Genomic DNA, 12,652 nt, shown 5'->3' with positions numbered 1-12,652 from the left:
ACGCAGCGGCCGTGTCGCCGGTGCGAGGTTTTCGGCTCGGCTCCCCGGTGCGCTCCCACAAGCAAGGCCGTGCTGCGTTACGCCTGGTGATCTTGCCTGGAAGACAATGCCGCTGATACGGGAGAGACCTTCCGCTCGCGTCGCGAAAGCGAACGGAAGATATTCCTGCCCTCACATCTTCTTGTAGGCGTCAACCAAAGCCTGGCCGTCGGCTCCCGCCTTCTTGAGCCAGTCGGCGGTGAGCTGTTCGCCGATCTTCTGGAAGCCGGCCTTCAGGGCCGGGCTCGGCGGCTCGACCGTCATGCCCTTAGCCTTGAGCTGATCGATGTACCAGGTGCTCTTGTCCTGCCAGGCCTTCCAGCCGCGGGTTTCCGCGGTCGCGGCGGCCTTGAGGATGGCCTCCTGGGTCGGCTTGTCTAGCGCCTCGAACGCAGCCTTGTTGACGAAGGTGTAGTCCTTCGGGATCCAGGCTTGCACGTCATAGAAGTACTTCAGCGACTCCCATGCCTTCGCATCGTAGCCTGTGCCGCCTGACGACATGAAGGAGTTCACGACGCCGGTCGCAAGTGCCTGCGGCAGCTCGGCGGCCTGAATGGTGACGGACTGCGCACCGACCAGTTCGCCGATGCGCGCAGTTCCAACGTTATAAGCCCGCCATTTCAGGCCCTTCATGTCTTCGATGGTCGCAAGCGGCTTGCTGACATAGACGCCCTGCGGCGCCCACGGCACGACAAACAGGAGCTTGAGCCCCTGCGCCTCCAGCTTCTTCGTAATCAGCGGCTTCGACGCCTGGTACAGCTTCATGGCGTCCGGGAAGCTGGTCGCCAGAAACGGCACGACGTCGACCCCGAATACCGGATCCTCGTTCTCGTGGATCGACAGCAAGACTTCGCCCATCTGCGCCTGCCCGGTCATCACCGCGCGCTTGATGTCGGGCGCCTTGAACAGTGAGGCGCCCGGATGGACCGTGATCTGGAGCTTGCCGGACGTGGCGGCTTCGACGTCCTTGGCGAAGGCAACGAGGTTCTCGGAGTGCGGATTGTCGGCCGGATACGCCGCCGGCAGATTCCATTTGGTCTGAGCCAAAGCGGGTGTCGCGGCCAGCACGGCGCCGGCGATCAGGGATGCGCGGAATAAACGAGACATCATCGGGCTTCTCCTCACAGTCAATTCAAACGGTACGCTCAGTCTGGGAAAGCGAGCTTGGGCAAGAACATCACGATCTGCGGATATTCCGTGATGATGAACACGGCCGCGAGCAGCAGCACGAAGAACGGGAACGCCGCCCGCGCGACGGTCAAGGTATCACGCCCACTCATGTTCTGGAGCACGAACAGATTGAAACCGACCGGCGGCGTGATCTGCGCCATCTCGACGTGGATGATGAGATAGACGCCGAACCAGACCAGGTCGAGACCGGCCTGCTTGACCATCGGCAGCACGATCACGGCGGTCAGGACGATCATCGAGATGCCGTCGATCAGGCATCCCAGGATGATGTACATGATGCTCAGATACAGCGCGAGCATGCCCGGCGTGAGCTGCTGGCCCTGGACCCAGGTGGCGAGAGCCGCCGGAATGCCCGTATAGGCCATCGCTGCGGTCGTGTAGGCAGCGCCCGCCAGGATCAGCATGATCATGCAGGTCAGGCGCGTCGCGCTCATGATGCTCTCGAGGAAGTTCTTGCGCGTGAGCGTGCGGCTCCACCACGCCAGCAGCAGCGCGCCCGAAACGCCCCAGGCGGCGCATTCGGTCGCCGTCGCAAAGCCGAGCACGAGCGAGAGGAAGACCGCCAGGATCAGCAACAGGCAGGGCGCAAGCCTGGCCGACTCGCGCAGCTTCTGGCGAAACGGCATCGGGGGATCGCGCGGCGGAATCTTCTTCGGGTTCAGCAGCGACCAGATGATGATGTAGCCGGAATAGAGCACCATCACGAGCACGCCGGGCAGAAAGCCGCCGAGGAACACCTGAAGCACGGAGACATTCGCCGTGACCGCATAGACCACCATCGGGATCGACGGCGGGATCAGCAGGCCGAGCGTGCCGGAGCCCGCGAGCGAGCCGAGACTGAGGCCCTTGTCGTAACCACGCTTGTCCAGTTCGGGCAGCGCGATCTTGCCGATGGTCGCACAGGTCGCCGCCGACGAGCCCGACACCGCCGCGAAGATGCCGCAGCCGATCACGTTGACATGAGTGAGGCGCCCCGGCAGCCACTGCACCCAGGGCGACAGGCCTCGAAACATCTCCTCGGATAATTTAGTGCGGAAGAGGATCTCGCCCATCCAGATGAACAGCGGCAGCGCGGCGAGCGTCCATGACGAGCTTGCGCTCCATGTCGTGGTCGCAAGCACCGAGCCGAGCGGCAGGCTCGTGGTCAGCGCCATCGCTACGAAGCCGACGAGGCCGAGCGAGACCGCGATCCAGATGCCGCTTCCCAGCAGCACGATCATGACGCCGAGCAGAATGAACGACAGTTCGATCATGCCGAGATTGGCCATCGTCAACCTCCGCCGCCCTGTGAGATGCGTTCGATGAATTCGTCCGGGGTCTCGTCCGGCGAGCCCTTCTCGTAGCTCGGCCGGTTGCCGCTGACGACACTGACCATTTCATCAATGAGCGCGATCGACAGGATCACGAGTCCGCCGGAAAACCCGAGCTGCGGAATCCAGAGCGGAAGCGCGACGACGCCCTGCGCCACGTCGTTGAAGCGCCAGGAATCGTAGGTCATCTGCACGGCATGCCGGGTGAAATAGAGGATGAAAGCAGCGGCAATGCCGAGGGCCACGACCTCCGCAACCTGTTTGGAGCGCCCATGCAAACGCTCCAGCAGCAGGCCGACCCGGATCATCTCGCCGCGCTTGAAGGTGTGAGCGAGGCCGAGGAATGCCATCGCGGCCATGCACCAGGAGGCGAAATCATCGCCGGCGGGAATGTTGACCGCAAACTGGCGCCCGATCGACATGATCATCATGATTGCAAAGATCGCAACCATGAAGGCGCCGGCGGCGTAGCCCGCACCGAGATAAAGGAGATCCAGCGCGCGTCGCACCGGTCCCCGGCTCGTGACATCGTCCCCTGCCAACGCGATCCCCATCCTCACACGAGGCGATTCAGACGGTCCCGGCGATCGCACGTCGCGCGCCGGTCCTGCATGAATATCGCCCCTGCCCAGCGCCCTGTCTTTCAGACGTTAGATCAACATGATGGGGCCAGCGCAAGCAAGGAGTATGCCGGCTCTCGCCGGAATTTCCACCGCAGGTTCAGCGGGTCTCGAGCCGCAGCCCGTCATACGCGGGCACCACTCCCGCCGGCAGCGACTGCCGGATCACCTCATAGTCGACGTCGGCCGTCATGTTGGTGATGACGGCGCGCTTCGGCTTGAAGCGCTCGATCCAGGACAACGCGTCGTTGATGCTGAAATGGCTGACATGGCTGGTGTAGCGCAGGCCATCGACGATCCAGAGATCCAGATTTTCCAGGGCGCCCCAGCTCTCGCGCGGGATGTCGTTGAGGTCGGGTGTGTAGGCGGCATCGCCGATGCGATAGCCCAGCGCGGGAATGTTGCCATGCTGCACCAGGAAGGCGGTCATCGTCACCGGGCCGCCCTTCCCCTGGATGGTCTGGCTTTCACCAGCCTCGATCGACTGCGCCGTCAGGATCGGCGGGTAGTCGCTGCCCGCCGGCGAGACGAAGCAATAGGAGAACCGCGACATGATGTCGTTCGCAGTCGTCTGATTGAGATAGGTCGGAATCCGCCGGCGCATGTGCATCACGACCGAACGCAGATCGTCCATGCCGTGGGTCTGGTCGGCGTGCTCGTGGGTCAGGAACACTGCATCGATGTGGTCGACATTGGTCGAGAGCAATTGCTCGCGCAGGTCCGGCGAGGTGTCGATCACGATACGCGTGGTGCCCTCGTCCGATGTCTGCTCGACCAGCAGCGAACAGCGGCGACGGCGATTCTTGGGATTGTTGGGATCGCAGGCACCCCAGCCGAGTGCCGGGCGCGGCACGCCGGCGGAGGAGCCGCAGCCCAGGATCGTCAGCGTCAGCGTCATGCGGCTCCCAGTTCTAAGCTTTCACCCTGGAGAACAGGCGAAAGAAGTTTTCGCTTGTCTGGCGCGAGATCTCGTCAAACGACACGCCGCGTGTTTCGGCGAGCACTTTTGCGACCTCGACCACGTAGGCCGGTTCGTTGCGCTTGCCCCGGAACTTGCCCGGCGCAAGGTAGGGCGAGTCTGTTTCAACCAGAATACGGTCGGACGGCAGTTCGGTCGCAAGCGCGCGCAAAACTTCGGACTTCTTGAAGGTCAGGATGCCCGTGAAACCGATGTAGAGCCCGAGCGAGACCGCCTTCAGCGCCAACTCGCGCCCGCCGGTGTAACAATGCAACACGGCGCGAAACGATCCCTTTGCCGTCTCCTCTTCCAGGATACGGCCGCAATCCTCATCCGCCTCGCGGGTGTGGATCACCAGCGGCAGGCCGGTAGCGCGGGCGGCGGCGATGTGGGCACGAAAGCCCCTCGCCTGCGCCTCCGGCGAGCCGTTGTCGTAGAAATAGTCGAGCCCGGCTTCGCCGAGCGCGACGACCTTGGGGTGCTGCGTCAGCGCGATCAGCTCGTCCGGCGCGACGCCGTCTTCCTCATCGGCGTTATGCGGATGGGTGCCGACCGAGCAATAGACGTCGTCGTAGCGCTCGGCGATGGCCAGAAGCTGGTTCAGCTTTCTCACCCGCGTCGAAATGGTGACCATGCGGCCGATACCGGCCGCTCGCGCCCGCGACACGATCCCGTCGAGATCCTCCGCAAAGTCCGGAAAATCCAAATGGCAGTGGCTGTCGACCAGCATGGTGTGCTCGCCTTACGCCGCTGGCTCGATATAGCGCGGGAAGGCCGGCGTCGGCGCGGGCAGCGTCGTACCTGGCGCGATGCGCGTTGCGCCGCCGAGCGCAGCGAAGTTGCGCTCCCCTTCGGGGATCCCGAGGCTGTTCAGCAGCAATCCCGAGGCCGTCGGCATCGCCGGCTGGGCCAGGATCGCGATCTGGCGCACGACTTCCGCGGTGACGTAGAGCACCGTCCTCTGCCTGACAGGATCGGTCTTGGCGAGCGCCCACGGCGCTTCGCCCGCGAAATAGCGGTTGGCTTCGGCGACCACGGCCCACACAGCATTGAGCCAGTGATGGATTTGCTGCGTCGCCATCGCTTCGCGGGCCGCCGCGAGCATGCCGTCGGCTTGTGACAGGATCGCCTTGTCGTTGTCGCTGAATTCGCCGGGCTCCGGGAGCACCCCGCCGAGCTGCTTGGCGATCATCGACAGCGAGCGCTGCGCGAGGTTGCCGAGATCGTTGGCGAGATCGGCATTGATGCGCGCGACGATGGCCTCGTGATTGTAGTTGCCGTCCTGGCCGAACGGCACCTCGCGCAGAAAGAAATAGCGCATCTGGTCGACGCCGTACTGGTCGGCGAGGTTGAAGGGATCGACCACGTTGCCGACCGACTTCGACATCTTCTCGCCCCTGCTGAACAGGAAGCCATGCGCATAGACCCGCTTCGGGAGCGGAATGCCTGCCGACATCAGGAAAGCCGGCCAGTACACCGCATGGAAGCGGATGATGTCCTTGCCGATGATGTGCACGTCGGCAGGCCAATAACGCCAGTTCTTGTCGCTCTCGTCGGGGAAACCGACGCCAGTGATGTAGTTGGTGAGCGCGTCGACCCAGACATACATCACGTGCTCTTCGTCGCCGGGCACCTTGACGCCCCAGTCGAACGTCGTGCGCGAGATCGACAGATCGCGCAGGCCGCCCTTGACGAAGCTCACCACCTCGTTCTTGCGGGAGTCGGGGCCGATGAAATTGGGCTGCGTCTCGTACAGCTTGAGCAGCGTGTCCTGATAGGCCGACAGGCGGAAGAAGTAGCTCTTCTCCTCGACCCATTCGACCGGCGTGCCCTGCGGCCCGAGCCGCACGCCGTCGTCGTTCAGGCGCGTCTCGTCCTCCGCGTAATAGGCTTCATCGCGCACGGAATACCAGCCGGCATAGATGTCGGCATAGATATCCCCGTTCGCTTCCATGCGCCGCCATATCTCCTGGCTGGAGCGATGATGCTGTTCCTCGGTGGTGCGGATGAAACGGTCGAACGACACGTCGAGGCGCTCGTCCATCTGCTTGAAGCGGCCGGCATTGCGGGCTGCTAGCTCCGAGACGGACATTTTTTCGCTGGCCGCGGTCTGAACCATCTTCTGGCCGTGCTCGTCGGTGCCGGTCAGGAAGAACACGTCCTTGCCGTCGAGCCGCGCGAACCGCGCCAACGTATCGGTCGCGATCGCCTCGTAGGCGTGGCCGATATGTGGGCTGCCATTGGGATAGGCGATGGCGGTCGTGATGTAGAAGACGTTGTCGCGCGCGGGGACGGCCATGGGCGTGTTGGCCTGCGGCGCTGCGATGGACTTCGGCGCGCGCGGAGCCTTGGGCTTCGAGACATTGGGCTTCGGCGGCGCGGCGACAGGAGCTGGTGTGGCGGTCACGGCGGGCGCAGCCACCCTCGCCGTCTTGGCAATCTTCTTCGCCGGGGCCTTGGTTTTCGCCGAAGCCTTGTTTTTTTCCGAAGCCTTGGCTGGCTTTTTGGTCGCAGTCTTCACCGGTTTCTTTACAAGGACCTGCTTCTTCGCTGCCTTCTTTGCCGTCTTCGCGGCGCTCTTCTTCCCGGTTTTCTTGGCGGCTGTCTTTTTGGTCTTCGTGGCTTTCTTGACCTTTTTGGCAGCTTTGCGTGTGCGCGCCTTCACGGCCTTCTTCGCGGCTTTCTTGACGGCCTTCGTGGCAGCCTTCTTCTTGCTGCTCTTGCCCTTGGCGGTTTTTTTAGCTCGCGCTGCCACGACGAATTCCTTTACCGGCTTCTCGAAATTTGGAAACGAACCTGCGTTAGTTTATCGTCTTGAGCATGGCCCCATCGGAAAACCGCTGCACAGTTTTCCGGATCATGCTCTAGCGCGTCGCGTCCGCCAGCCAGCCGAACACCGAGAAAACCAAGGGCTTTCGCTCCAGATTGTAGGTTTCGGTGTCGCGCGCGGCGCGGACGATCTTTTCCCATACCTCAGCTAGGCGCGCAAGGCGCGGCAGATTCTGGTTGGCATTGGCCTCGTCGGCGTGCAGGCGTTCCGCGATCCAGCGATCGATGCCGTCGATGAAGGCGGCAAGCGCAACGCGGTCGCTGGTGCCGAGCGATTCGCCGAGCGTGTGCAATTCGCGCGGATCGACCTGCGGCAGTCGCGCCAGCAGCGCGGCCGTGCGCTGCTGGAGCTTCAGGGCGTCACCGCCGAGCAGCGTCAGCGCCCGCGCGACGCTGCCCTCGGACGCCTCCGCCGCCTCGCGCAACGCCGGATCATTCGGGTCGAGATCGGCAGCTGTTGCGGCTGCAGCAATCACGTCGTCGGTTGCGAGCGCGCGCAGGCGCAGCTTGCGGCAGCGCGACTGGATTGTGGCGAGCACACGCGCCGGCGCGTGGCTCACCAGCAGGAACAGCGATTGCTGCGGCGGCTCCTCGAGAATTTTCAGCAGCGCGTTGGCGGCATTCGGATTGAGCTCGTCGACGGTGTCGACGATGCAGACACGCCAGCCTTCGGCCGCTGCGGTCGAGCCGAAGAAGCCGATCGTCTCGCGCGTCTCGTCCACGGTGATCACGGTGCGCATCACGCCGCGATCATTGGCGGTGCGCTCCAGCGTCAGCAGGCCACCATGCGAGCTCGCCGCCACCTGCCGCGCCACGGCGTCATCACGATTGATGGCGAGGTCTTCGGCGCGCTGCACGAAGGGAGCGGACGGCTGGCCGTGAGCGAGCACGAAGCGCGCCATCCGATATGCCAGCGTCGCCTTGCCGATGCCTTGCGGCCCGCCAATCAGCCAGGCATGCGGGATGCGCCCGCTGCGATAGGCGGCCAGCAGCGCGGTCTCGGCCTCGCGATGGCCGAACAGAACGCTCGTCTCGCGCGGATGAGACATGGCAGTTTCGCGCTCGGTCTGACGCGGGCTCATATGGACACCACCGATGCCGGCGTCGGAAGCAGGCGATCGCGCAGCGCGGTCCAGACGCGCCCGGCAACCGTGTCGGGGTCAGAATTGGCGTCGATCAGCACGCAGCGCGCAGGATCGTCCGCTGCGATCTTGCGATAGGCCTCGCGCAGGCCCTGATGGAAACCGAGCTTCTCGGCCTCGAACCTGTCTGGCGTGCCGCTGCCGCGGCGAGCGGCCGCGCGCTGCAAGCCGATCTCGACCGGCAGGTCCAGAATGATGGTGAGGTCCGGTTTGAGATCGCCGATCGTGACCCGCTGCATCGCGTTGATCAGCGCCGCCGGCACCTGGCCGAGGCTGCCCTGATAGGCCCGCGTCGAATCGGCGAAGCGGTCGCAGAGCACCCAGGTGCCCTGGTTGAGCGCAGGCTGGATCACGGTGCGGACATGGTCGTCGCGGGCCGCCGCGAACAGCAGCGTCTCGGCCTCGGGTCCGAGCAGCTTGCCCATGCCTGACAGCACGAGGTGGCGCATGATCTCCGCGCCGGGCGAGCCCCCCGGCTCGCGGGTGACGAGGATGCGCATCCTGGCCGCCTTGAGACGGTCGGCGAGCTTCTTGATCTGGGTCGACTTGCCCGTGCCCTCGCCGCCTTCAAAGGTGACGAAACGCCCGCGTCCGGACGGCCACTTGACCGCGCTTTCACTCATGATCAGAGCTTCTCGGCGCCCGCACGGAACATGCCGATCACGAGCTCGCTGGCGCCGTCGATTGCACGCCGTACGGTCGAGCCGGTGCCGATCGCGTCAGCGGCATAGACCGGCGTCTCCACCGCGATGTTGCCGCTGCGCCAGACCCTGACCAGCCCGACCTTCTGCCCAGCCTCGACCGGCGCGCGCACCGGACCGCTATAGACGACGCGCGCGATCAGCTTGTCGGTGCCGTTCTTGTGCACCATCACTTTCACGGGCGTCTTGGCGACCAGTCTCACCGAGCGGCTCTCGCCGCCGAACACCTTGGCGTAGCCGACGGGCTGATCGGCCGCGATCAGGGTGCGGGTCTCGAAATTGCGAAAACCCCATTCCAGCATCTTCTTGGCTTCGGTGGCGCGATCTTCGGGGTCTTCCAGCCCGTTGACGACGACGATCAGCCGCGTGCCGTTCTGCACCGCCGAGCCGACCATGCCGTAGCCGCCTTCCTTGGTGTAGCCGGTCTTCAGTCCGTCGGCGCCTTCCATCGAATTGAGCAGCGGATTGCGGTTGGGCTGGCGGATCTTGTTCCAGGTGTATTCCTTCTCGCCGAACAGTTTGTAGAATTCGGGGAAGTCGAGGATGATGTGCCGGGCGAGGATGCCGAGCTCGCGCACCGTCATCTTGTTGGCGGGGTCGGGCAAGCCGTTGGAATTGCCGAAGGTCGACTTCGTCAGGCCAAGCTCGCGGGCGCGCTTGGTCATGAAGTCGGCGGCGAAAATCCGCTCGTTGCCCGCCATGGCTTCGGCCAGCGCAATGCAGGCATCGTTGCCGCTCTGGATGATCGCCCCGTGCAGGAGATCGTCCACCGTGACCTTGCTGTTGATCGCAGCGAACATGGTCGAGCCGCCGGAAGGGGCGCCGCCCCTGCGCCAGGCGTTCTCGCTGATCCGGTATTCGTCAGTCAGCTTGATGTCGCCCTTCTTGATGGCGTTGAAGACGACCTCGGCGGTCATCAGCTTCATCATGCTGGAGGGCGCGCGCAGCTCGTCGGCGTTCTTCTCGAACAGCACACTGCCGCTCGAGGCCTCGATCAGGATAGCGGTCGGGGCGTCGCCGTCGAAGCCGGAGTCATCCGTTTTCTTGGCGCCCTGGACGCTCTGGTTGGCGGCGTAGAGGGCTCCGCCCCAGCCGATTGCCGCCACCAGAGCCGTCGCGATCAGCCCACGCGCCAGCGCTCCGGCGGTGAACCGGGGGCGCCCAAACGAGGAAAGATGAAATTCCATGGCCAAGCCCTGAGAGCGGCGTTCTAACAGTTGGAGCGGGTGCGAACAACACGGGGTGGCCGCTTGTCCCGAGATTGCACGATTCTCGTCCCGCCCCTATCGTGGCACCTCAGATTTTCTGACCAAACCCCTGAAACAAGGCGGAAAAGCGATGTCCTCCACCCGCGTGATCAAGGCCAACGGCATCGACCTGTTCATCCGTGAAGCCGGTCAGGGTCCGCTGGTGGTGCTGTGCCACGGCTGGCCGGAACTCTCCTATTCCTGGCGCCACCAGATCCCGGCGCTGGCGCAGGCCGGCTTTCGTGTCGTCGCCCCCGACATGCGCGGCTATGGCCAGAGCTCAGCGCCGCCCGAGGCGACAGCCTATTCGATCTTCGACACGGTCGGCGACATCGTCGGCCTCGTGCAGGCGCTTGGCGAGAGCAAAGCGATGGTGGTCGGCCACGATTGGGGTGCACCGGTGGCCTGGCACGCGGCGCTGTTCCGGCCGGACATCTTCACGGCGGTCGCCGGCCTGAGCGTGCCGCCGCCGTTCCGCGGCCGCGGCAAGCCGCTCGACCTCCTGCGCCAGGGCGGCATCACCAACTTCTATTGGCAGTATTTCCAGGCACCCGGCGTTGCCGAAGCCGAGTTCGAGCGTGACGTCGCGCGGACCATGCGCATCGTGCTCGGCGGGCGCGGCCTTGCCGATCCCTCCGCAGCCATGTTCGTGCTGGAGGGCAAGGGCTTCCTCGGCCACGGCAACCCGGAGGAGCCTCTGCCTGCTTGGCTCAGCGAGACTGACCTTGCCTATTTCACCGAAACCTTCCGCAAATCCGGTTTTCGTGGCGGCCTGAACTGGTATCGCAACCTCGACCGCAATTGGGAGCTGACGGCGCCCTGGCAGGATGCGCAGATCCATCAGCCCTCGCTCTTCATTGCCGGTTCGAAAGACGCCGTCATCACGGGCCTGATCGGAGCCAAGCGCATCAACGAGCTCGAGCGCGTGCTGCCCAATCTGAAGCGAAAGCTGATCATCGAGGGCGCCGGCCATTGGGTCCAGCAGGAGCGGCCCGATGAGGTGAATGCGGCGCTGGTGAGTTTCCTGAAGGAAAGCGCGGCTCAGTAGAGGCCGCGGCCGCTCAGGATGCCGCGGGCCTCGGCAGCGCCGTCCGAGGCGTAGGCGCCGGACGGTGTGCTCTCGGTGGCATAGCGGCCGTCCCCGTCATAGGACACGGCGCGGGCGTTCTGGAGCGCCCGGCCCCGGTTGCGGCTCGAGGCCGACATTTCCGAGGTCGCACTGAGTGAAGCCATGTCGGCGGAGGTGTTGCCGAGATTGTAGGGCCGTCCCTCCGGCGTCGGAACTTCGCCGCGCATGGCACCGCGGTTCGACGACGGCAGCTCCGGCACGAACGGCCTCGCCGAGGCGACACGGACCATCGAGGGCGACGGCGCCGGGGTCCCGGTGCGCAAGGTGGCCATCAGCTGGCGGTCGTCGGAGCCTTCCAGCGGCGCCCGCCCGACATATTCGACACGAACCTTGGCGATCCCATTGCCTTTGAATTCAAGCAGTTCGGCCGCCTTGTTCGAGACGTCGATGAGCCGGTTGCCGTGATAGGGCCCGCGGTCATTGACGCGGACGATCAGCGACTTGCCGTTCGAGACGTTGGTCACCCGCGCATAGGACGGCATCGGCAGGGTCGGATGCGCCGCCGTCAGCGAGCCCATGTCGAACACTTCGCCATTGGCGGTCAGGCGGCCGTGGAAATCGTCGCCGTACCAGGACGCCATTCCCTCGGCGCGGTAGTTGACGTCCTCTTCGGGAACATAGGTCCGGCCGCCCACCACATAGGGCTTGCCGACGCGGTAGGCGCCGCCGCCCTTCGGGACCGGATCACCCAAAGCCACGACCCGGGGGCTCGAGGACACGCCGTATTTCGGATCGACCCGGCTGGCGAATTTGTTGGAGGACGCGCAATTGGCGAGCGCAAGGCAGGTCGCGACCGCCGCAACAGCGCGCGCGGCCCGCAAAACCGAATCTGACCGTCGGATCCCCATTCGCCCCAAATACCACTTTGCCGGAGGCGTACCTAACCCGCTTTGACTACGGGCAGCGCTGTCCGGTCCTTTGCTCCGAGGCGGCCCACCACCGCGTCGGAAGTGGTAACGATAACGCAACCCGAACACGGCGGAAATGGGGAGCCCACAGCGATCCCGCCGGGATGGTAAACGGGGCGTTTGCTTTCGCCCCGTTGAACTACGGGGCGCGGGCGCCCTGCTCTGTGCCCGGCATGGACATTCTGTTGCGCCAAATCCTCACTCCACCCCCATTGTCGCGCCGCTCCCTGGAATTCTTTTGACTGTGCAAGGCCGCCCGCGTTTTCTCGCGTGCAGGGCGGAATGGAATGAGACGATGATCGAGACGGTTTCGGCACTGATGGGTTTGGTAAGCGCGGGGATCTTCCTGGCCCATGCGTTTGAAGGTTACCGCACGAGGGCCTGAGGCACTCGCGCGGACGGCAAGCATCACCCTTTCAAGACGGCGCGTTCGGACATTTTTAGTCGATCCGATCGAGCATCGCAGACGAGAGCGGCAGGTGTCCCATGCGCAACCATGACCTCGTATCCGATGGCTTCCTGGCATTGACCGCCGGCGGTTTGGTCTTGCTGTGCTCCAGCCTCGTGGCATTGGCCTT

Annotated in this window: 12 protein-coding genes; 2 read left to right on the top strand and 10 right to left on the bottom strand. The window is 64.5% G+C overall.

What is annotated here, in order from left to right:
- Positions 1-171: 171 nt before the first annotated feature.
- The 6 genes from BRA1253DRAFT_RS03295 to metG all read right to left on the bottom strand — a co-directional run bounded on the left by BRA1253DRAFT_RS03295 (position 172) and on the right by metG (position 6,417).
- Positions 172-1,149 (bottom strand): TRAP transporter substrate-binding protein, encoded by a 978-nt coding sequence (locus BRA1253DRAFT_RS03295; RefSeq protein WP_007591093.1) that lies wholly within the window; start codon positions 1,147-1,149, stop codon positions 172-174.
- Positions 1,150-1,184: 35 nt separating this feature from the next.
- Entirely contained in the window at positions 1,185-2,498 is a 1,314-nt protein-coding gene (locus tag BRA1253DRAFT_RS03290) for a TRAP transporter large permease (RefSeq protein WP_007591091.1), read from the bottom strand.
- A gap of 2 nt (positions 2,499-2,500) precedes the next feature.
- Positions 2,501-3,094 (bottom strand): TRAP transporter small permease, encoded by a 594-nt coding sequence (locus tag BRA1253DRAFT_RS03285; RefSeq protein WP_007591089.1) that lies wholly within the window; start codon positions 3,092-3,094, stop codon positions 2,501-2,503.
- A 166-nt stretch (positions 3,095-3,260) separates the two neighbouring features.
- Positions 3,261-4,058: an MBL fold metallo-hydrolase gene (locus tag BRA1253DRAFT_RS03280; RefSeq protein WP_007591086.1), complete on the bottom strand. Its 798-nt coding sequence runs from the start codon at positions 4,056-4,058 to the stop codon at positions 3,261-3,263.
- 13 nt (positions 4,059-4,071) lie between these two features.
- Complete coding sequence (locus BRA1253DRAFT_RS03275; protein WP_007591084.1) at positions 4,072-4,848, bottom strand: TatD family hydrolase; 777 nt, start codon at positions 4,846-4,848, stop codon at positions 4,072-4,074.
- Between the two features lie 12 nt (positions 4,849-4,860).
- Positions 4,861-6,417, bottom strand: a complete 1,557-nt coding sequence (gene metG, locus BRA1253DRAFT_RS03270) for a methionine--tRNA ligase (protein ID WP_035994889.1) — start codon at positions 6,415-6,417, stop codon at positions 4,861-4,863.
- Between metG and BRA1253DRAFT_RS45035 the strand changes: the two genes are divergently transcribed.
- Complete coding sequence (locus tag BRA1253DRAFT_RS45035) at positions 6,416-7,099, top strand: hypothetical protein (protein ID WP_245285853.1); 684 nt, start codon at positions 6,416-6,418, stop codon at positions 7,097-7,099. The two genes, metG and BRA1253DRAFT_RS45035, sit on opposite strands and share 2 nt — an antisense overlap.
- Here the strand turns inward: BRA1253DRAFT_RS45035 and BRA1253DRAFT_RS03265 are convergent.
- The 3 genes from BRA1253DRAFT_RS03265 to BRA1253DRAFT_RS03255 are packed head-to-tail and all read right to left on the bottom strand — an operon-like array spanning position 6,983 to position 9,977.
- Positions 6,983-8,029 carry a DNA polymerase III subunit delta' gene (locus BRA1253DRAFT_RS03265; protein WP_007591080.1) on the bottom strand — a complete coding sequence of 349 codons (1,047 nt, stop codon included), beginning with the start codon at positions 8,027-8,029 and terminating at the stop codon, positions 6,983-6,985. The two genes, BRA1253DRAFT_RS45035 and BRA1253DRAFT_RS03265, sit on opposite strands and share 117 nt — an antisense overlap.
- Positions 8,026-8,712 carry a dTMP kinase gene (gene tmk / locus BRA1253DRAFT_RS03260; RefSeq protein WP_007591078.1) on the bottom strand — a complete coding sequence of 229 codons (687 nt, stop codon included), beginning with the start codon at positions 8,710-8,712 and terminating at the stop codon, positions 8,026-8,028. The genes BRA1253DRAFT_RS03265 and tmk overlap by 4 nt, the downstream gene beginning before the upstream one ends.
- Positions 8,713-8,714: 2 nt before the next feature.
- Entirely contained in the window at positions 8,715-9,977 is a 1,263-nt protein-coding gene (locus tag BRA1253DRAFT_RS03255; protein WP_007591076.1) for a D-alanyl-D-alanine carboxypeptidase family protein, read from the bottom strand.
- Positions 9,978-10,128: 151 nt separating this feature from the next.
- Here BRA1253DRAFT_RS03255 and BRA1253DRAFT_RS03250 point away from each other — a divergent pair, with 151 nt between their 5' ends.
- Positions 10,129-11,085 carry an alpha/beta fold hydrolase gene (locus tag BRA1253DRAFT_RS03250; RefSeq protein ID WP_007591074.1) on the top strand — a complete coding sequence of 319 codons (957 nt, stop codon included), beginning with the start codon at positions 10,129-10,131 and terminating at the stop codon, positions 11,083-11,085.
- Here BRA1253DRAFT_RS03250 and BRA1253DRAFT_RS03245 read toward each other — a convergent pair.
- Positions 11,079-12,014 carry a septal ring lytic transglycosylase RlpA family protein gene (locus tag BRA1253DRAFT_RS03245; RefSeq protein WP_007591072.1) on the bottom strand — a complete coding sequence of 312 codons (936 nt, stop codon included), beginning with the start codon at positions 12,012-12,014 and terminating at the stop codon, positions 11,079-11,081. The genes BRA1253DRAFT_RS03250 and BRA1253DRAFT_RS03245 overlap by 7 nt on opposite strands.
- Positions 12,015-12,652 lie beyond the last annotated feature (638 nt).

It is taken from the genome of Bradyrhizobium sp. WSM1253, from assembly GCF_000244935.1.
Taxonomy (GTDB): domain Bacteria; phylum Pseudomonadota; class Alphaproteobacteria; order Rhizobiales; family Xanthobacteraceae; genus Bradyrhizobium; species Bradyrhizobium canariense.
This window is presented reverse-complemented; position numbering and strand designations above follow the sequence as displayed.